Raw genomic sequence first — 20,259 nt, forward strand, 5'->3', positions numbered from 1 at the left:
CAATGGTCCTCTTATGGAAGTTCCAATGGTTCTCACGAAAGCACTTTGATGAAGCCCGTTCAAATTGATGCGCAAAAGAGGAATGACCATGGAAAACAAGAAAACCATCTACTTCTTATGCACAGGAAATTCCTGCCGTAGCCAAATGGCGGAAGCATGGGGAAAGAAATACCTAGGCGATCATTGGAATGTCTTTTCTGCAGGGGTGGAAGCCCACGGCGTTAATCCGAATGCGGTTCGAGCAATGCAAGAAGTAGGAATGGACATATCCAATCAAACATCTGATCTTATGAATCCTGACCTTCTAAGTAAAGCGGACTTGGTCGTGACACTTTGCAGTCATGCAGACGCCAATTGCCCCGTCACCCCTTCTCATGTAAAACGGGTTCATTGGGGATTTACTGATCCAGCCGGAAAAGAGTGGTCCGTGTTTCAACAAGTCCGTGATGAGATCGGTGCACGCATAAAAAGATTTAAGGAAACAGGGGAGTAATTCTTTGCGGAATAAAGGGCTGTCGAGAATACTCTCACAGCCCATCCATGATCTCTTTGTTCGTTCCCCTCGGTTTCATCCAAACGCTTCGCTCGTACCCCCCCGATAGTAATGAATGTGTCCGTCGTCGTAAGTGGTTTGTCCCGAAAACTCATGATAATGATTGCCGTTTGGCAAGGGGATGGGGGGACCGGTCCACCCTCTGTAATGGTGAACATGCCCATCATCGTAGGAGGTCGTGCCCTCGTAATAATGCACATGTCCATAGCCTGTGCCTTCTGGGGGCGATGTTCTTCCCCGCATTCGATGACGGTGCCGTCCTGTTACCGAAGTCTGTGTGTCATAGCCGTGGATGTGGCCAGGGTGCTCGAAATGCCTGACAAATCGCAACGAGTGACTGTGCTTCTCTTTCAACTGGGTGGACTCCTTTGCAGTTGAGATGGAAAACTCGCAGGAAAACGACCGAGCGACACTTTTATTCGTTTACTCGATGTATTTCTATGTGTGCACCCAATGATTGGAATGGATGTTTGCCCACCGTCTTCCATGCAATAAAGCCCATTTCGCACCGCGTCCCCGGCGGCATCACTGATATCATGATCGAGCGCCTCTCCCCTTGCACCAGGCCGGCCGCTTACGACTCCCTTCGCAAATGACATGCCAGCTGCACTTTTAGCACGTCATCTGGCTGACGTAGATCGATCAAAAGCAGTTCTTCAATTTTTCGCAGCCGCTGATAGAGCGTATTCACATGGATGTGGAGCTCGCGTGCAGTTTGTTGGGGGGATTGGCTGCACGCCATATAGGCGAGCAAGGTATGCTCCAGCTCTTGATGCTTTCCGCGGTCCTCCCAGAGTGGGCCGAACACTTCGAGGATGAAGGCATCGATTTCCTCCTTTGACTGATTGAGGATCAACCGGTTTACACCGAGATCCCCGTAGCGTGCCACTCCGAAACGCCCTCGGTTCAACAGGTAGTGCGCTGCCTTCTTGGCCTCATCAAAGCTTTTTCCAATCCGCTCGATGCCTGGGAAGACACTGCCGACGCCAATGGAAAGAGAGGCTTCCCCGCTTTGCTCCCAGTCTTCTACTGCACTGTGCAGCCGCGCCGTCATCTCTTTGAGCTCAGCTGTTGTTTTCGGCTGAGCCAGCATCGTCACGTGATTATGAAAGCCGTATACCAGGATTTGGCAGGCAGAGAATTCCCATTTCCATCTCGTAACCAGCCGATGGAGGTTCGCCTCGAGGACAGACAAGTCATGGCATCGGCTGACGTAGGCAAAGACGACGAGGGTAGGTGTGTGAAGGTGCAGCCCAAGAACCTGGGCGCGATCCTGCAGGTCGGCTCCTCTGCTGTCCAGAAGCCCCAAAAAGAGGTCGTGCGCGCGTTTGTACATAATGGAGCTGAGCGATTGCTTTTTTACCAAATCCAATGTCAGAACCGCACTGCCTTGCTCGATGGTGACGCGCTGGAGTTCCGTTAGCTCCCTGCCGGTCACCGTGAGGAGCAGGCAGCCCAAAAAGGCGCTGCCATTTCCCAACGGGTAGAGAACATACAGCTGATCGTCGTTGCCGACTGTTCGAAGACGGACCGAGACGGGCGTTCTTTTGTGCCCGACCAGCAAGAACAGTTCCTCCCAAGCGAACGGCATCCAGCTGTCCTCCGGATAGTGGCGCTGCTCCAGCCAATCGGCAAACAGGATGGTCGTGGAGGTCATCCGAGCCAACGCGCGAACGATCGTTTCCGTTCCTTTGTTCTGCATAGACAATTGCTTGAGCGATTCATGGATCTCGTTTCGTTTGACGAGGGCGTCATGCTTTGCCCGGGCGTCGGCGTACAGTTTGGCGTTTTGCAGCGCGATGGAGGTCTGGTCTGCAAAGCCTTGCAGGACGGACAGGTCATGATCGGTAAACACCTTGTCCTGATGAAACTGGTGAAGGACGAGGACACCGATCCGCTCGCTTTCGACGGTAATGGGAACGCACATGAGGCCGTTCAGGTCCCCGAGCTCCTTTGCCTCGTTTAAAAAGCGATAGTTTTCTTCCGAGAGGTCCATCATGGCCTCTCTGGTATCCGGATGGGTGCGATAGATTCGCGCTTTGCCGTCTTGATAGACTTTTCCCGCGATCGATTCGCCGATCCGCAGCTTGAAATATTGGAACACCCGATCGTGAAAGCCCACCGTCGCCTTCGGAACGAGCCGATCGATGGCTGAATCGTACAGATGGAGCAGACCGGCATCCGCTGCGGGAATGACAGCCAGCGCATTTCCGATGATGTCACGGACGATGCTGTCAATATCAAGCTTTGACGAGATCGACCGAATGCCTTGCAACAGCTTCGTCCACTCATCTTTTTGAGCGCGTATGGTTTCTTCCGCCAGATAGAGCTGAAAAGACAGCCAGAGGATCTCCATGCTATCAGAGGAGAGGGTACGCGTGTCATCGGGCGCCAGGACGACCGCGGCTTGACCCGCTTGGGGAAAGAAAAAACGAAGCAGGACGCAAGCGCCCAAGTGCTCCCATTGGTACCTTTCGCCATTGGCGGGGCTGGCCTCTCCCGCAGACTCCATGGAGGGCCTGTGAGCGTCTGCAAGATCCTCCTCCTGATACAGGAGTCGAAACCGGCGGTCATGGGGAGCGAGCAGCCATAGGGTGAATGGCTGGTGGGGGAATGCTTGACGGAATCGATCGAGCAGCAGGGCAAGAGCGTCCATGCTGGAACCCCCTTTATAGAGAATCACACACAGAAAGAAAGGGAATTATGTGCGCATCCACATTGTACGAAATGTTTTGAATATATACAATCCTTGTAAAAGCAAGGAAAGGTGGCTGACGAGATGACAAAAACCTATCAGAACTACATCAATGGGGAATGGGTAGCGAGCCATACCGGAAAGGTGTTTCCCAGCACGAATCCGGCCAATATCCATGAGGTTTTGGGCTATTTTCAGCAGTCGGACGGAGAGGATGCCCGTGCGGCGATCGAGTCTGCGGCCAAGGCGTTTCCTCAATGGTCAAAGACGGCTGCACCGGTTCGCGGAGAGTTTTTGTTTGCCCTGATCCGCTTGCTGGAGCAACGAAAAGAGGAGTTGGCCGAGATCATCACGCGCGAGGTGGGGAAAACCTTGCGGGAAGCGCGTGGAGAAGTGAACAAAACCATCGCGTCCATGAAACAGCTGACGGGCGAAGCTACACGACTGACGGGGCAAACGGTGCCATCCTTCGATGAGCGCGTGGTCGGCTATACCGTTCGGGAACCGATTGGCGTGTTTGCCATCATCGCACCATGGAATTTCCCATTGGGGATCGGGCTATGGAAAATCGTACCGGCCATCATCGCCGGCAATACCGTCGTCTTTAAACCGGCGAGCAATACGTCGCTGATCAGTGTCAAGCTGATAGAGCTCCTGATTGAAAGCGGAGTACCCGCCGGCGTCGTCAATATGGTGACCGGTCCGGGTGCCGTCATCGGCGAAGAGCTTGCGAACAATCCAACGATCAAAGGAATCTCGTTTACCGGCTCCTCCGAAGTGGGTCTGGCACTGGGCAAGGCTGTCGGCTCTCGCGGCGGCAAGATTCAGGCGGAGATGGGGGGCAAAAACCCGGCGATCATCCTTGCCGATGCGGATATCGATTTGGCGGTCGATTGCATCGTGACAAGCGGATTCTTCGACAACGGCCAACGCTGCACGGGTACCAGCCGCGTACTGGTTGTTCCGGAAGTGGCTGAACAAGTAAAGGCCAAACTGATCGAGCGTGCGAAAAGCATGAAAGTTGGCGACGGCTTTGACCCCGAAAGCCATAACGGCCCGGTCGTGGACGAGCATCAGTTGAACCTGTATTTGCATTACGTCCAAAAGGGAATCGAAGAAGGGGCGACTCTTGCCTGCGGAGGACAGCGTCTCACGGATGGAAAGCGGGGGAACGGCTATTTTGTCGCACCGACCGTGTTTACCGGGGTGACACAAGAAATGACGATTGCAAACGAGGAGATTTTCGGGCCAGTCATCGCCGTCATCGACGTGGAATCCTTTGAGCATGCCATGGAAATCGCAAATCAAGTGGAATTTGGCTTGTCCTCCACTATTTTCACCAACGATTTGCGCAAAGCGTTCGAATTCGTCAAGGGGATTCAATCGGGTGTGACTCATGTGAATATGCCATCGACGCACTTCGAATCGCAGTATCCGTTTGGCGGCAAAAAAATCTCCGGTTTGGGTCCGAGAGAACAGGGTGAATCTGCGCTCGACTTTTACGTGGAGACGAAAACGGTCTACATTCGGCCATAAGGCTTATCCTGATGGGGAGAAAGGAGGATTCGAGATGAATGCGGTAGGTGTGATTGGAATCGGAGCGATGGGCAAGGGAATGATCGGCAGTTTGCTGCAAAAAGGCTACCGGGTCTTTGCATACGATCCGATTCCCGCTGCCCAGCAATGGGCCAAGGAAAGAGGAGCTGAGGTAGCCGATTCGCCGGCAGCGGTGGGAAGAATGGCAGGAGTCGTCATTACTTCGCTGCCAGGTCCTGCGGTCGTGGAGCAGGTGCTTCTGGGGGCGGACGGACTGTATGCGACTCTAGCATCGGGCAGCTACGTACTGGATGCCAGCACGATTGATCCGGCGACAGCAAGGCGTATGTATCAGTCAGGCCGGGAAAAAGGAATCGCCTATTTTGATTGTCCGGTGAGCGGTGGTCCGGCGGGCGCTGCCGCAGGGACCTTAACCATCATGGTCGGCGGGGACGAATCCAAGCTGCCCGAAATCATTCCGTACTTGCAGGGAATTGGCAAAGAAATCTTTTACCTGGGGGAATCCGGTTCTGGCCAGGTCGCAAAGCTTTGCCATAATTCCGTGGTGGCGGTGATCACCGCTGCGCTGGGAGAAGCGCTCACCGTGGGTGCAAAGGCGGGGGTAGATCCGCATAAATTGGCGGCGGTCATGGACAAAGGCTCCGCCCATAACCGTGTCCTTTCCATTTTCGGCCCGAACATCTTGTACGGAACTTATGAAAAGACGATTTTTTCTCTGGATCATATGCACAAGGACCTTACGCTTTACACCAAGGCGGCTCAAGAACAGCAGGTTCCGGTCTTGGTCGGGGGCACGGTTTCCCAGATGTACGAAGCGGCAAAAGCGCAAGGGAAGGGCGCGTGGGACTCTTCAGCCGTATGTTCGGTTACGGAAGAACTGGCCCACGCCACCATATCCAAATCCTGACTCCATTTGCTCCTCCTCCCGCAATTGCTCCCTACTCAAATGGCCACGTCCATATCCGCGCTGAGTGCAGCGCGGTTTTTTCATGCAGAAAAGCATATTGCGATACCCCAAATGGGCAGAGAGAGGGGGCAAGACGTTTCTGCCTTTTTCACCTGAAAATCGATGGGGGAGTAGCGTTTACCGGTTGACAGCTCCGTTCTCCGCGAAATATTCGACGACGAACTCGCAAAAATTCCGGGCAGCCTGGGACAGATACCGTTTTTTATGCCAGATCATTTGAAAATGACGCTGGCAAACCGGCTCCGTGATCGGAAGCAAGACGAGCTTCGGGTCTGCCTCTTTGCTGACACAGCCAAATAGAGCTACTCCGAGGCCGGCCCGCACCAATTTTAAGATCGAGGCAGGATCGTCTACCCGGCAGGCAAAATTCGGGGTGAAGCCTGCCCGCTGAAAAAACGGATCGTACAGCTTCTGGGTGGGGAAGTCCTCCTTGTATCCGATAAACGGGTCTTCGGCAACGTCAGCCAAGCGAATGCTGCTCTGCCGGGCGAAACGATGGCTGCTGGGGACAGCCACATAAATTTCTTCCTTCAACACGGTCTTCACGTAGACATCCGGATGCTTAAGCGGAAGGTGGCTAAAGCAAACGTCGACTTCTCCCGACTCCATGAGGCTGGCCATTTCCTCCGAGTTGGCCTGCGTGATCTGAAAGTGGACGGAGGGATGAAGCGCCAAAAACTTGCCGAGGGGTTCCGCCAAAATATCCAGAGTCGAGACCGCCAGATGAACACTGCCTTGCTCCAGTCCGGCGAGCTCGGAAACCACTCTTTGCCCTTCCTCCAGCAGATTGAGGGCTTTTTCCACCCGCTCCAGGTACGCCTTTCCAAACGTATTGAGCCGAATTCTCCCGCGTTCCCGGTCAAAGAGGGGGACACCGATATCTTCCTCCAGACGCGCAATGGTCTTGCTAAGGGCCGGCTGAGCAATCCGCAGCTCTTGAGCGGCTTTTGTCATGTGCTGCCACTTCGCAACCGTCCGGAAATAATGCAGCTGCAACAATTCCATGGATCCTCCACTCCATATACTCAAGTATATAGACTACATATAAGAATATATATTTTCGTTTATTCAGAAAGAATTATAAACTACAACTTGCAAGGTATACAATCACCTTCCCGGGAAGCAATCTGATGAATTTGTGAGGTGCTTGGACTTATGCAAGACATATCCCAGCCGTATGCTGGCGACAAGCTGGTTCGTATTCTCGCGTTTACGCTGATCATCACGGTGATGAGTGCCACGATGTTCAATATCGTGCTGCCGGAAATCAGAAACGATTTTCATTTGACGTTTAGCCAGGTCAGCTGGGTGACATCCGCTTATTTGCTGATCTATGCGGTAGGAACTGTGATTTACGGGAAGCTGGCCGACACCTGGAAGCTCAAAAATTTGCTTACCTTCGGGCTCACGTTGTTTGCACTTGGCTCCTTGATTGGTTTTTTCTCTCACCAATTCGGAACTGTGCTCATCGGCCGTATCGTGCAAGCGATTGGAGCGGCAGTCGTCCCTGCCACGTCGACACTGATTCCGATCCGCTACTATCCTCCGGAAAAACGGGGGAAAGCCCTGGGCATCGCGATGACGGGAATGGCGATCGGGAGTGCATTGGGTCCCGTGGTTTCCGCCGTTCTCGTCAGTCTGCTCGACTGGAGATGGCTGTTTTGCATCCCGGTCTTGACGCTCGCCGCCATCCCATTTTATCGGAAATATTTGGATGATGCGATTCCGACGTCAGCCAAAATGGACTGGCTGGGCGGGTGCCTGATTGCCGCAACGGTTGCCTTGCTGCTTCTGTCTATCACCAATCAGAGTATGCTGCTGGCACTTGGTTTCGCCCTTTCATTCGGCTTGTTCCAGATCCGCATTCGCACCGCGGCAGAGCCGTTCATCCGGGCAGAGCTGTTTCGCAGCAAGCGCTTTTCGCTCTGTCTCGCGATTGCCTTTCTGATGACGGGCACAGGCTACTCCCTTCAGTTTGTAAGCCCCCATCTGCTTGCGAATGTCCATCATTTGGCTCCGGGGCTGATCGGCTTTATCATGGTCCCGGCAGCCATCGTGACGGCGTTCTTGGGTAAAAAAGGCGGGAGTCTGGCCGATCAGAAGGGGAATTCGTATTTGTTTTACGTGGCTTCCGCTCTGCTTTTGGCGTGCTTTGTCCTCTTGTCTTCTTTTGCAGGGACGTCTCCCGTCTCCATCGCGGTCTTCCTCATCCTGGGCAATGTCGGTGTATCGTTCATGATGATCGCATTGTCGAACGCGATCTCGCAGACACTTCCAAAAGAACATGCCGGAGTCGGGATGGGACTTATGTCGATGCTGAATTTCATTGCCGGAGCGCTCTCGGCGACGCTGTACAGCAAGGCGATAGACAGCGGTTCGGATCAGAGCTGGAATCTTTTCGAGCATCATCCGGAGGGGTACGTCTACAGCAATATCTACTTGCTGCTTGCGATTCTGATCCTCTTCCTGGCCTGCGTCTATTACGTCCAGTTCAATCGTGTGAAACCAAAAAAGAGAGTGTTGGGAAAAGGAGGGGGAGCATCATAGCAGTAAGAGGCAGTCGCTGCCCATCAAGGACGGAGAAAACGGGCATGGACAGGGCAAGCTCGTGCTCGTCCTGGAGTAAAAATTGATCGATCCAATCATCTTTTTCGGTATGTGGCATTGACAAGGCCCTGCAAAGCGAATAAAATTTCAAACAACAAGAGCAATCAAACGCGACGAACGGGAACAGTAAGTGGTCGGAGCTGTCAAGAGAGCTGCGGGTCGGTGCGACGCAGTCAGTGAAGCCAGTGAAGCTCGCCCGGGAGCGGCAGGACTGAAGACGATGTAGCGCTGCATCGAAACAGTAGGTTCTGACGGTTAACCCCCGTGATCAGGTGGCGCGGATCAACCCGATTCCGTGCATGAGGTGGACGTAGGCGTACAGCCGAAGTCAACGAGAGTGGTACCGCGATAGACCAGGTCTGTCGTCTCTTCGATGGAGACGGCAGGCCTTTTTTCATGAAAAATTACATACAGCAAACGCGACGAACGGGAGCTAGTAAAGCGAATTTCACGTCCAGAGAGCTGCGGGGTGGTGCGACGCAGTCGGGAAATGCTTGAATCTCACCCGGGAGCGGCCAGGTTGAACGCCAGCACGGCTGGCAGCTAGACCTGGACGGAGTACCCCACGTCATCGGGGCAACGAGGTGGATTCCTTTCAGAAAAGGGATCAATGAGAGTGGTACCGCGGCAGCTGACAGGCCTGTCGTCTCTTGCAAAGGAGACGGCGGGCTTTTTGTATTCCCCCAAAAAACAAACGACCATCCCTAGGAGGAGAGATTACCATGACAAAACGAATCCATATTTTCGATACGACACTGCGAGACGGCGAACAGGCGCCAGGAGCTTCCCTGCATCCGGAACAAAAGATCGTGATCGCGAAACAGCTGGCACAGCTCGGAGTCGATGTCATTGAACCCGGCTTCCCGATCTCCAGTCCCGGTGACTTCATGGCTGTGCAGCGCATTTCCCAGGAAGTGCACGGCGTAGAAATTTGCGGGTTTGCCCGTGCCGTGAAGGAAGACATCGACGCTGCCGTGCGTGCGACCCAGGATGCGGAGCGACGCAGATTGCACATGTTCCTGTCGTCCTCGAACATCCATCTCGATTTTCAGCTGCGCAAGTCACGGGAGCAGGTCATCCAGATCGCTCGTGCCATGATCGCCTATGGCAAACAGTTCGTGGACCGGATCGAATTTTCTCCGATGGATGCGACGCGTACAGGAGATGAATTCCTGTTTGAAATGATCGAGGCGGCCATCGAAGAAGGGGCGACGATCATCAACATCCCGGATACGGTTGGATACGCGTTGCCGGAAGAGTACGGTGCGATGTTCACCCGGGTCATGAAAAACGTCCGGGGCAGCGGCAACGTGGAGTTCAGCGCGCACTGCCACAACGACCTCGGCCTGGCCGTGGCCAACAGTCTCGCGGCGATTCGGGCAGGTGTGACCCAGGTGGAAGTGACGGTAAACGGAGTGGGAGAGCGCGCGGGGAACTGCTCTCTGGAGGAGCTGGTCATGGCGATCGAGACGCGCAAGGAAGCGCTGGATGCCGAGACAGGGATCCGGCCGGAGCACATCTACACGACTTCGCAAAAGGTGAGCCGCGCCATGAGCTTCCCGATTGCCTTCAACAAGCCGATTGTAGGCCGAAACGCCTTCCAGCATGAAGCGGGTATCCACCAGGATGGATTGTTGAAAGAACGCAGCACATACGAGATTATGGATCCGGAAAAGCTGGGCGTACCGCGCAACATGATCATTCTCGGCAAGCACTCCGGGCGCCATGCCATCAAGCACCGGGTCAGCGAGTTTGGCGTGCAGCTGACCGATGAACAGATGGAGAGCTTGTACATTCGGTTCAAAGAGCTGGCCGACAAGCAAAAGGTCGTACAGGATCATCAGCTGCTCGAGCTGGTCGGACATACCGTGAATGCCGTATTGGAGCCGTTTACGCTCGTGAATGCGCAGGTGCTGACGGGTACTTCCGGCAGCCGGATGGCTTCCTGCACGATTACCAACAATGCGACGGGAGAAGAGACGGTGTTCTCCGGTACGGGGGAAGGTCCGGTGGAAGCGCTGGTCGCCGGCATCAAGCAGGCGCTGCCGATCGAGGTGGAATTCACTGACATGGAGCTCTATTCCCTGTCCTCCGGTGAGCATGCGACAGGAGAAGCCATCGTGACGGTCAGTGCAAACGGCAGTCTTTTCAAAGGTGTCTCCGAGCATCGCGATGTCCTGATGGCGGTGGCCCAGGCGTTTATGGCTGCGAGCAATCAGGCGGTGAGAGATTTCGAAGCGACTGCCGGCCAAGAACAGGATCGGGTAGAAGCCTTTTTCTCCTGATCAAAGGGGAGAAGCTCCGTACCATAATCCACATGGAAAAAAGTCAGTCTGCAGCTGGACGCAGACTGACTTTTTCGTTTTCGCCATCACAAACGCTCAGCCATGGACCAGCGCCGCTCGCAATGTCGTGATGCCGTGTTCCAGATACCCTTTCAGACATGTGAGCATGTACACCCAGCCTTCTTTGTTTCCGACGAGCAGCGGAATCAAATCCTCGCCTTTGACAAATCCTTCCTCGTTTACTTCCACAATCGTACTGGTTTCGTTTTCCTGCGTCAGCGTAATGGTGACGAGATGCACGGTGCCATAATCCCATTCGAAAGCGACTTTTTTGTCCGGCACGATTTCCTTGATTGTGATGGTGCCCTCAGCGTTGTATTCCTCGTAGCGGAGCGTGATGGTTTTACCCGTTTCCCATCGTTCCGAGCTGGATGAGAACCAAAAATTCCCGATCTTTGCAGGGTCCACGAATGCTTCAAACACATCGTGGGCAGGCCTTGCGATTTTCATCTTCGTCAGGTTGTTCATCGTTATCCCTCTTTCCTTCATATGTGCCATACGTACATCTTACCCTACGGCAAGTCGCTTGCGATTTTCAAGCGCAACTTACCCGTGGAGAAAGCTTGCTGAGTGTAGTGTCGGCCTTGCGGAACATTATGATAAGATGAAGTCAGATATCAACCGCAGATGAAGAGTGCGACAAAGTTAAAACGGAAGTTTGAGCAAGAGGCTCCACTGTCCTTTCATGTGGCTTCGAGTTCAAAAGTCAGGGTGCTGAAAAATCTATCGGAAGATTTGAAAATGCGTTACGATGCGTTTTGGTAGGAGGGGCGGACGTGAAGCAACAAGCTAGGACTCCGGAAAGAAAAACGATTCAGAGCGGACTCGTCTTGAGCAGCGAGCCTTTGGGTTGGGAGCATGTTTCTTTAACGAAATGGCAAGGAGTTGAGCCTCAGGAAGCGTTTGAACCGGCTCTATCCCAGCATCTGATCGTCATTCACACCACTCCCCCCATTATCCGGAAATGTCGAATTGAATCACCAGCTCAGGATCAACGACCCGAGGCTGCTTCATTTAAGTCGATGGCTGCTGGACGACCTGCACAGCAACGGAGCAGGGGGGCAAGCTGTACATAGACTCACTTGCGAATCGGTTGGCCATCCATATTTTGCAAAATTACACATCGAACGCCAAAAGGCTGAAGGATTCCCCCAGTAAATTATCGGACCAACAAGTGGCCCGTGCAATTGAATATGTGCATGCCAACCTGGAGCGGGATAATTCGTTAGAGGAGCTGACGACCGTAGTGAATGTCAGTCAGTCGCATCTGGGAAGAATGTTTAAACAATCCACAGGGCTTAGTCCGCATCAATACTTGATCCATTTGAAGGTGGAAAAAGCGAAAACCATCATGAAACAAGGTTCGTGTACAATGGGGGAAATTGCCGCGGCGAGCGATTGTCCTGTTCCGCCTGCTCGGCAAAAATTACGACGCTGCCGTCATGGTCGCGGGATTTACCGGGCATGGACTCGGTGCTACGCCAAATGCGATGGCCAATATGGCTGCCGTGACCGAGCGTTTTGGACCTTCCCGCAAAGCGTATCTCGTCGTTCCCATTGTAGGAGCCTTCCTGATCGACGTGTTCGCCATGCCGATCATTATAACCACAATCAATCTGTTTAAGTAGAAAGACAAAGGAACATCCCTTCACGCATAAGGTGGAGGGATGTTTTCCGTTTCATGATTCAATCAGATTCCAGATGCCCGAGGATGTTGACGAGCTTGCCAAACGGGTCGCGGACGTAAAATCGGCGAACACCCCACGGCTCATCGTGCGGACCGTATTCGATCGGAATCCCGGCCATTCTCATGCGTTCCAAAGCAACGTCGACATCGTCCACCTCGATGGATAAATCGGGAGTAGGAGTGCCGGATCCTCCTTCCGAAGCGAAACTGACCTGGATGCTCATCTGGCCGTCCGTTCCGTAAGTGGCGATCCAGCCATGATCCATCAACATTTCGAGCCCTAAAAGATCTTGATAGAAATGTTTTGCCGATGTAATGTCCTGCGTCTCGATATTCGCGACGATTCGTTTTACCTTCAAGGGATCCCCTCCAGAGAGTGTTTTTTTATTCTGTAAAAGTAGGATAGACGCTGTGATGCTCCATACTTGTTTCACCGATGCGATAGTAAAACTCGTTGATCGTCTTGCAACCGAAGTGATAACACTGAACTTCGGTCCTGAGGTAGAGGACATTTTCGTCCGCTCCTGCCACTTTGTTCAGTACCCGTAGTGTTGCCAGCGTGCCAAACGTCGAGTTCGCTTTGGAAGGATGGATGATACATGTAAATGTGAGCGTTTTGTTGCAGCCATAACAAGTACGCGTGTCCTGAAACTGCAAGATGTTCCCCCCTTAGCGTTTTTGGATCGTTGACAGACCGAATGATTCTTCACGATGATCAGTCAGAGATGTACAGGGAACAAGATTTCGCATAATCTTCGGGGATCATTAAAAATCGACTCGTATCGGCTTGTTTCGAATCGGTTTGATCCTCATTTTGGCTATGCGAAGGCTCGGAATCCGCAGGGTGATTTTTCCGGATTTGGAGTCCAGGAGCCGCCCGTTTTCCATCCAACGGTGCTCCACTTCCTCGGAGGCATTGATCCATTCGGCATCCATCTTGTCGCCGATATCTACCCAGCGGTCATCCGCATACCGGCTCAAATCCAGCCAACGATCATCGATCCAGGTGAGGAGCTGCGATTTTTGCTTCTTCTCCAGCAATTCTTTTTCCCGCAAATAGGAGACAGCAGCCTGCAGCCGCTCATATTCGGCGGATACCTTGTCCAGCATCTTTTGTCTGGTATCGATCAGCTCTTGTTCTTCAGTCTGATACTGATTCCATACGTCATCGATAGTCTCCTGCATCCAATTGCTGTTTTCCTTGTACAACTCCTCCAGGTATTTCTTGAATACCTGTTCCAACGCCTGTTTATCCTTCACGGTGGTGTAAGTGCCGCCGCCCGCTTCGGCCACAGCCTTGAGCTGACGCTGCGCTTCATCATTGACGTCAAAGCCGATCAGGTTGACCACAGCCTTCAAATCAGACTGGTGGATTGATTTGGCCACTTCCACCGGGTTCCCGCCACACGTTTCGATGCCATCCGTCACCAGATAGATGATCGTCTCCGCGCCTTCCCTGTGAACGTTTTTCAAATCATCCCGCGCGGCTTCGAGAGCAGTGGCAATGCCAGTCCAGCCTTTGGGGTCGAATTTTTGCAGCGAGTTTTGGAAGCGAGCGGCGTCATAGCTTCCGAGCGGGTACACCAGCTCGGTTTGTGCACATGAGAGGGCTTTGTCTTTATCCGCTCCAGACCCTTTGTGTCCAAAAACGCGGAGTCCTACGTTTGATTGCTTGGAGCTGCTCGCCAGAAAGTCTTGAATCGATTTCTTCGCGAGCTCCATCTTGACCCCGCCGTTGACCTTTTCCGCCATGCTCCCGCTCGCATCCAGCACGACCTCGATGTTCATCTTTCTTTCGGTCTTCGGCGCAGAAGCCGGATCCGCGGGATCGAGAGAGAGAAGAGCTTGTCTGTAATTGACTTGCTCCAGTCGATCGAACGTGCTTTTTTCCTGTTGATAATTCTCGCCAATCAGCTGCAACAGCCGGGCGTAGATGTCCCCGTCGGCCATGCCTTTCGACAGCTTGTCCAGTTCAGCTTTCACCATCGATTCATCGTACTTGCTTCCTGCAAAAAGTCCTGCCGGTTCTTCGGAGGAAAGAATCTCATCCAAGGAAGTGGGGGCCTTTGGCAATGCAGGTGCCGGGCTTTCGGCTGATGCAGATGTAGACGAGGGTGCCGCGGTCGGCGGTTCAGAAGGGGGATTCTGCGTTTCTTGCGTTTCCTGCGATGGCAGTGCTTCTGTTTGGGCTGCATCCGGTACGGCTTCGCTGCAGCCTGAAGCCGACAGAAGAAGGGTGGCGACCAAAAATAGAATGGGCAGCTTTCTTTTTACCATTTCTCTCCTCCAGTGGATAAGTTCACTCTTACCTAACTATACCAATAGACCGAATGGAAGGATATAGGAGGAAGAGCGGTATTTTGGATTATGATTTTCCTGTTTCACCATCCTCCCAAATGGTTTATTCTGAATGTTACATCGATTTCAATAAGAGCGAGCAGCGGAGGAAAACTTCCATGAATAAAGAGAGGATATTCGAGCAGTTGCAGCACCTGACGATCCACCATGACTTTGATAAGCAAGCGGGAAGCTACGAGGTGTTTACAAGCAACCACCTGGCCCAGGCATTGGATAAAAAACGAAATTTCGTAAGCCAGCTCTTAAACGAAATGGTCCGCAGCGGAAAGGTCATAAAAGTCAATACAAGACCCGTCTACTTTTTTTGCAAAGAAGCGCTGGAGACGAAAACGGGAAGGCTGATGGATCAAAGCGAATTCGCCAGTTTGACCGAGTTTCATTCTTATTTGAACGACACGGCCAAGACGGTGGTCGACCCCTTTTCCAAAATGATCGGGTACGCCAGCACCATCAGTCACCAGATTGAGCAATGCAAAGTAGCGGTGAATTACCCGCACGGTCTGCCCGTCCTGATTCACGGTGCGACGGGAGTCGGAAAAAGCCTGATGGCCCAGCATATGTACGAATACGCAGTCATGAAGGAAGTGATCGAGAAAAAAGCGCCTCTTGTCGTCGTCAACTGCGCGGAATTTGCCAACAACCCGGAACTGCTTACCGCCAACCTTTTCGGCTATGTAAAAGGGGCTTATACCGGCGCGGATGAAAGCAAGACAGGCTTTATCGAGGAAGCGGACGGGGGCTACCTGTTCCTGGACGAGATTCACCGTCTCTCCCCGGAAGGACAGGAAAAGCTGTTTTTATTTATGGACAAAGGCATGTTCAGACGGTTGGGAGAAACACAGAAGTGGCGCAAGTCGAAAGTGAGATTTGTCTTCGCCACAACGGAGAATCCCCAGGACGTATTGATTCAGACGTTTTTGCGGAGAATTCCCATCGTCGTCACGATTCCATGTCTGGAAGAGCGGACGATCCGCGATAAAACGGAGCTGATCTCGCATTTTTTTACGGAAGAAGCCCGAACGATCGACCACGATCTGATGATTGACAAGCAAGTGATGAACATGCTGATCCATACCAGACTGGACGGAAATATCGGGGAGCTCCGCAACATCATCAAATACACGTGTGCGAATGCGTATTACAAAAAGGGGAATGAGTCCGCGGTGACAACCGCCGATTTGCGGATCAGTGTGAGTCACCTTCCCGATGAGTTCATCCGCAAAACGGAAAGCCTTGGCGATCACATGTGGGGGAAGGATGCTCTTTTTCACGATGGAAAGATCCGCAGGGATTCGCGGAAAAATGATTTCGGCCTGGCATTGGACAAAAGCAAGGTGTTGAAAGATCTGGTTATGGATGTGATTGGCGTCTACGACAATTTCAGAAAAGACATATTGGAGCTGGACGAACTGATTGCGGATGTTCACAAGGTCATTGATTTTTCCTTTGATTCCATGGTGGCTGAGATCAACGAGGACTACGCCCGTTACTCGGTCAGATTCTCCTACATGAAAAAAATGGTTGATAGCATCATGGAAATTATCAAAAACAATTACGGGCTCTCGTTTTACTCCAATACATCGAATGTGCTTTCGAATTTCCTTTACTACCGATCCAGAAATGGCTACGGCACAAGCAAGGAGTTTTCCAAAAAAATCAGGGAATTCCTGCACGTGATTCAGAAGGCGTACCCGAAAGAGTATGAATTGGCCGTGAAATTCATGGAGCTGATCAGCTCCCATGCAGGTGTCGAAACATCGGACGAAGATGTCCTGATCACCACCCTCTATATCAAAGGAACCAACAAGCACCTCGACATCAACCGAATCAGAGCCATCATTATTTCCCATGGCCATTCTACCGCAAGCAGTATCGCGAATGTAGCCAATCGCCTGTTGGGTCAGTATGTTTTCGAGGCGATTGACATGCCCTATCAGACGACACTCGAACAAATCACCCAGCAGTTGATCGATCATATTCGGGGTCTCAACACCAAAAAGGGAATGATTATTCTGGTGGACATGGGTGCCCTGGAGGATATCCATCTGAATCTGGAAGGGATCGTGGAGGGAACGATCGGTATGATGAACAACATCACGACATTCCTCGCATTGGATACCGGTACGAAAATCCTGCAGGGAATGGAAGTAGAACAAATCGTAGAACAGGTCGCCACCGAATGTCAGCCGAAATATAAATTGATCCGGAACAGTCACACCAGAAAAAAAGCCATCCTGACGACTTGCGTGACCGGGATTGGAACCGCTACGAAAATCAAAGACTTGATGTCCCAGAGCTTTGACGATTGCCATACAGAGCTGGAGATCATCCCGTACGACTTCTTGCGCTTAAAGAACAACAGCAAGAGCGACCCTGTCTTTCAAAACTTTCACGTGATAGCGGTGATCGGAACGGCCAATCCCCAAATCGAGCATATTCCTTTTGTCGCCTTGGAAGATATCATGATGGAAAAAAGCAATGATGCCTTCTTCGATATTTTGCGGGGGGTGGTCAAGGAAGAGGAGATTATCCGAATCAACCGAAATATGGTGAAGCTATTCTCCTTGCAAAGCGTGATCAATCATGTCACGATCTTACACCCGGACAAATTGATGAACCACATCGAACTGGTCACGGATCACATGCAGGCGGAAATGGGCATCGAATTTTCCAACAGTGTCAAAATCAGTTTGTTCGTTCACATCAGCTGCCTGGTGGAACGGTTGGTAAAGAATGAACCCATCAGTTCCTACGAAGACCTGGACTTGTTCGAAAAGTGTCACTATTCTTTTATCCAAACCGTAAGACGCAGCTTTAGTGTCATAGAGAACGTATATAGTGTAAGGATTCCAGTCGCGGAAATCGGTTTTATTTACGATATCATCAATCGACAAACCAAAGATCTCACGGATTAGACGCTATGCCGGGCGGTGTTACACTGCTTGGCATAGCTTTTGCATTATTTAGCGAGACAGAATGGGGAGGTGAATCTATGCGTCAATACATCATAGCATCCCACGGCAGTTTCTCCGAGGGGATCATGGATTCGGTGGGGATGATTATGGGTCACGTGCAGAATGTGACTTGCCTCACAGTCGTACCAGGCGACAGTCAGGAAACGGTTGTCGGAAAAATCGAAGAACTCCTGCAATCAAAGGAAGAGAACAGCGAGGTGGTTGTACTTACGGATGTCTTTGGAGGGAGTGTGACGAATCATTTCTTTCCGTACATGCAAACTCACAACATCCACGTGATTACAGGCGTGAACCTTCCCTTGGCTTTGGAGATTCTCGTTTCGGATGAGAATGACGAATTGCAATCCGTAATATTGGAAGCGATTGAGAGAGGCAGGGAAGGAATGAAGTATTTGAATCAAATTGCCGGAAGTTAAACCGGAAGAGAAAAAGGAGGGGTCTTGATGATCAAGTTGCTTCGAATCGATGACCGGCTGATTCACGGACAAGTCGCTTTCGCTTGGACCAAATATTTAGGGATTAATTGCATGTTGGTTGCCAATGATCTCGTCGTCAATGACGAATTGAAGAAAATGATGCTGAATTTAGCCAAGCCGCCTGGTGTCAAACTCATTCTGCTCTCGGTTGCGGATGCCGTTTCCTTCTTGAACGGTGAGGAGTCGGAAAAGTACACGACTTTCGTTCTGGTGGACAAAGCAGCGGATGCTCTGTCGCTGTGCCAGGGAACCAAACGGATCCCTTCCGTGAATGTGGGCGGGATGCGCATGTCGGAAGGAAAAAGGATGATATCCCCGGCTGTGGCTGTCGATGATGCGGATATCCAAGCGTTTGAGCAAATGGCTTCCATGGGGGTAGAAGTAGAAGTCAGGCAGGTTCCAACCGAAAAAAAGAAAACCATCACAGAGCTCATCGGATAAGGGGGCAAATGTATGTGGCTTGAGGCAATCCTCGTCGGTATCATCGCGGGATTTGGCATTCTCGACTCCCGAATTCTTGGGGACAACATGTTCGGGCGTCCCATTATCATCGGGCCTCTCGTCGGTTTGGTCCTTGGAGATTTTCAGACGGGTCTTGTAGTCGGAGGTACGTTGGAGCTTATTTTTATCGGTGCGGTACAGGTCGGCGCCTCTAGTACAGGAGATGTAGTGACGGCCTCTGCATTGGGAACCGCCTTTGCCATTCTGTCCCATCAAGGGGCCGCCGTTGCTCTCACATTGGCTGTCCCTGTCGCCTTGCTCGCGGATCGGGTGGGAGACCTCGCCAGGATCGTCAATACCCCGTTGATTCACAAAGCAGATCGATATGCCAGCGAAGGAAATATAGCTGGTGTGGAACGGATGCACAAAATCGGCTTCGTCGTTTTCTTCCTGAACGGGTTTTTGCCCACATTTACCATGCTGATGCTCGGGTCTCCATTCATGAATGCATTGATCCAATCATTGCCGCAATGGCTTCTGGATGGCTTGCTGTCCGGCGCGCTGCTGCTGCCGTCCATCGGCTTCGCCTTGCTTTTGCAAATGATGATTAGCATGAAGCTGGTTCCGTTTTTCATCCTGGGCTTCCTCTTAGCCGCGTATCTCAAATTGGACATTCTGGGTGTCGCATTAATCGGTCTGGTCATAGCCCTGGTTCTCTCTCAATACGATCGCGCTGACGAAGAAAGGATGACAGTATGAGCCATGACGTAGAGAAGTCGATCGGCAAGAAAGAGCTGTGGAAAGTCTTCTTTCGTTCGCTAACCTTGCAGGGGTCCTGGAACTTCGAGCGAATGCAGGCGTTGGGATTTGCGTATTCCATGATCCCTGTGCTCAAAAAGCTGTACCGGACAAAAGAGGAAGTAGCCGCAGCGTTGAAGAGGCATCTCGAGTTTTTCAATACGGCTCCATGGATGGGAAGCTTTATCATGGGAGTCACGACAGCGATGGAGGAGCAAAACGCGAGGGAGAAGGAGTTCAACCCAGACTCCATCAACGCAGTGAAGGCGGGATTGATGGGGCCGCTGGCGGGGATCGGGGATACGTTTTTCTGGGGGACTTTCCGGGTCATTGCGGCCGCGATCGGAGCATCGCTGACGTCCAAGGGCAGTGCCGTCGGATTGTTGTTCTATATCTTTTTGTTTAATATTCCGCATTACTTTGTCAGGATCGCAGGAATCATGAAGGGCTATCAGGCAGGCATCAAATTCCTGAGCAATGCTTCGCAAAGCGGACTCACGCAGAAAATCACCAAGGGCGCATCCATCGTCGGGTTGATGGCCGTGGGCGCGATGACTGCCACGATGGTGGAATTCCACACACCGCTTGCATTTGAGTTCACCGGCAACAAAATCGAATTGCAGGGCGTACTGGATAAAATCCTGCCGTCCCTGCTGCCGCTGCTCCTTACGCTGATTGTGTTCTATCTGCTGAACAAAAAACAGGTGAAAGTGATTTACCTCTTGCTGGGTCTGATCACGTTCGGCGTAATCGGGAAAGTCGTTGGCTTCCTCTAATCAAACTTCGCACAAGGGAGAGTT

At 52.1% G+C, this 20,259-nt stretch carries 17 protein-coding genes, 2 pseudogenes and 2 other annotated features; of the genes and pseudogenes, 12 read left to right on the forward strand and 7 right to left on the reverse strand.

The genetic code is table 11. The features are described from left to right. The first annotated feature begins 88 nt into the window (after nt 1-88). A complete protein-coding gene (arsC, locus tag RGB73_RS15175; RefSeq protein WP_310774009.1) occupies nt 89-493 on the forward strand; it encodes an arsenate reductase (thioredoxin) in 405 nt (134 codons plus the stop codon). Nucleotides 494-568: 75 nt separating this feature from the next. Here arsC and RGB73_RS15180 read toward each other — a convergent pair whose 3' ends face one another. After that, entirely contained in the window at nt 569-796 is a 228-nt protein-coding gene (locus RGB73_RS15180) for a YmaF family protein (protein ID WP_310774333.1), read from the reverse strand. A gap of 331 nt (nt 797-1,127) precedes the next feature. Beyond that, a complete protein-coding gene (locus RGB73_RS15185; protein ID WP_310774011.1) occupies nt 1,128-3,209 on the reverse strand; it encodes a helix-turn-helix domain-containing protein in 2,082 nt (693 codons plus the stop codon). 123 nt (nt 3,210-3,332) lie between these two features. Here RGB73_RS15185 and RGB73_RS15190 point away from each other — a divergent pair, with 123 nt between their 5' ends. Continuing rightward, entirely contained in the window at nt 3,333-4,784 is a 1,452-nt protein-coding gene (locus RGB73_RS15190; protein ID WP_310774013.1) for an aldehyde dehydrogenase family protein, read from the forward strand. Between the two features lie 34 nt (nt 4,785-4,818). After that, on the forward strand, nt 4,819-5,712 hold the full coding sequence (locus tag RGB73_RS15195; RefSeq protein WP_310774015.1) for an NAD(P)-dependent oxidoreductase: 894 nt from the start codon (nt 4,819-4,821) through the stop codon (nt 5,710-5,712). Nucleotides 5,713-5,889: 177 nt separating this feature from the next. On the opposite strand, the gene RGB73_RS15200 is transcribed toward RGB73_RS15195, so the two are convergent. Then, the gene (locus tag RGB73_RS15200) at nt 5,890-6,777 is read right to left on the reverse strand and encodes a LysR family transcriptional regulator (protein ID WP_310774016.1); all 888 of its coding nucleotides are present in this window, start codon (nt 6,775-6,777) and stop codon (nt 5,890-5,892) included. 150 nt (nt 6,778-6,927) lie between these two features. Between RGB73_RS15200 and RGB73_RS15205 the strand changes: the two genes are divergently transcribed. Then, complete coding sequence (locus RGB73_RS15205; RefSeq protein WP_310774018.1) at nt 6,928-8,319, forward strand: MFS transporter; 1,392 nt, start codon at nt 6,928-6,930, stop codon at nt 8,317-8,319. Nucleotides 8,320-8,483: 164 nt separating this feature from the next. Then, nucleotides 8,484-8,752, forward strand: a binding site (T-box leader). 40 nt (nt 8,753-8,792) lie between these two features. Continuing rightward, nucleotides 8,793-9,033: a binding site (T-box leader), on the forward strand. Between the two features lie 68 nt (nt 9,034-9,101). Further along, complete coding sequence (locus tag RGB73_RS15210; RefSeq protein WP_310774020.1) at nt 9,102-10,664, forward strand: 2-isopropylmalate synthase; 1,563 nt, start codon at nt 9,102-9,104, stop codon at nt 10,662-10,664. Between the two features lie 96 nt (nt 10,665-10,760). On the opposite strand, the gene RGB73_RS15215 is transcribed toward RGB73_RS15210, so the two are convergent. Further along, entirely contained in the window at nt 10,761-11,192 is a 432-nt protein-coding gene (locus RGB73_RS15215) for an SRPBCC family protein (RefSeq protein WP_310774022.1), read from the reverse strand. A gap of 808 nt (nt 11,193-12,000) precedes the next feature. Here RGB73_RS15215 and RGB73_RS30620 point away from each other — a divergent pair. Together RGB73_RS30620 and RGB73_RS15220 are read left to right on the forward strand one after the other, a co-directional pair. Then, nucleotides 12,001-12,060, forward strand: a pseudogene (locus RGB73_RS30620) (hypothetical protein); the annotation flags it as partial. A gap of 64 nt (nt 12,061-12,124) precedes the next feature. Continuing rightward, a pseudogene (locus RGB73_RS15220) lies at nt 12,125-12,352 on the forward strand (sodium/glutamate symporter); the annotation flags it as partial. Between the two features lie 58 nt (nt 12,353-12,410). On the opposite strand, the gene RGB73_RS15225 reads toward RGB73_RS15220, so the two are convergent. The 3 genes from RGB73_RS15225 to RGB73_RS15235 form a co-directional block, all read right to left on the reverse strand. Next, the gene (locus tag RGB73_RS15225; protein ID WP_310774024.1) at nt 12,411-12,770 is read right to left on the reverse strand and encodes a VOC family protein; all 360 of its coding nucleotides are present in this window, start codon (nt 12,768-12,770) and stop codon (nt 12,411-12,413) included. Between the two features lie 25 nt (nt 12,771-12,795). After that, nucleotides 12,796-13,068, reverse strand: coding sequence for a hypothetical protein (locus tag RGB73_RS15230; RefSeq protein WP_310774025.1), 273 nt, complete (start codon nt 13,066-13,068; stop codon nt 12,796-12,798). 108 nt (nt 13,069-13,176) lie between these two features. Next, entirely contained in the window at nt 13,177-14,688 is a 1,512-nt protein-coding gene (locus RGB73_RS15235; protein ID WP_310774027.1) for a VWA domain-containing protein, read from the reverse strand. A 179-nt stretch (nt 14,689-14,867) separates the two neighbouring features. Here RGB73_RS15235 and RGB73_RS15240 point away from each other — a divergent pair, with 179 nt between their 5' ends. From RGB73_RS15240 to RGB73_RS15260, 5 genes are all read left to right on the forward strand, one after another. Beyond that, nucleotides 14,868-17,684, forward strand: a complete 2,817-nt coding sequence (locus RGB73_RS15240) for a sigma 54-interacting transcriptional regulator (RefSeq protein WP_310774029.1) — start codon at nt 14,868-14,870, stop codon at nt 17,682-17,684. 77 nt (nt 17,685-17,761) lie between these two features. Further along, nucleotides 17,762-18,160: a PTS sugar transporter subunit IIA gene (locus RGB73_RS15245; RefSeq protein WP_310763367.1), complete on the forward strand. Its 399-nt coding sequence runs from the start codon at nt 17,762-17,764 to the stop codon at nt 18,158-18,160. A gap of 27 nt (nt 18,161-18,187) precedes the next feature. Continuing rightward, nucleotides 18,188-18,661 (forward strand): PTS sugar transporter subunit IIB, encoded by a 474-nt coding sequence (locus RGB73_RS15250; RefSeq protein ID WP_310763368.1) that lies wholly within the window; start codon nt 18,188-18,190, stop codon nt 18,659-18,661. 12 nt (nt 18,662-18,673) lie between these two features. Continuing rightward, a complete protein-coding gene (locus RGB73_RS15255; protein WP_310763369.1) occupies nt 18,674-19,420 on the forward strand; it encodes a PTS mannose/fructose/sorbose/N-acetylgalactosamine transporter subunit IIC in 747 nt (248 codons plus the stop codon). Continuing rightward, nucleotides 19,417-20,235 (forward strand): PTS system mannose/fructose/sorbose family transporter subunit IID, encoded by an 819-nt coding sequence (locus tag RGB73_RS15260; protein ID WP_310763370.1) that lies wholly within the window; start codon nt 19,417-19,419, stop codon nt 20,233-20,235. The genes RGB73_RS15255 and RGB73_RS15260 overlap by 4 nt, the downstream gene beginning before the upstream one ends. The last annotated feature ends 24 nt before the right edge of the window (nt 20,236-20,259 follow it).

It is taken from the genome of Brevibacillus brevis, assembly GCF_031583145.1.
Taxonomy (GTDB): Bacteria; Bacillota; Bacilli; order Brevibacillales; family Brevibacillaceae; genus Brevibacillus; species Brevibacillus brevis_E.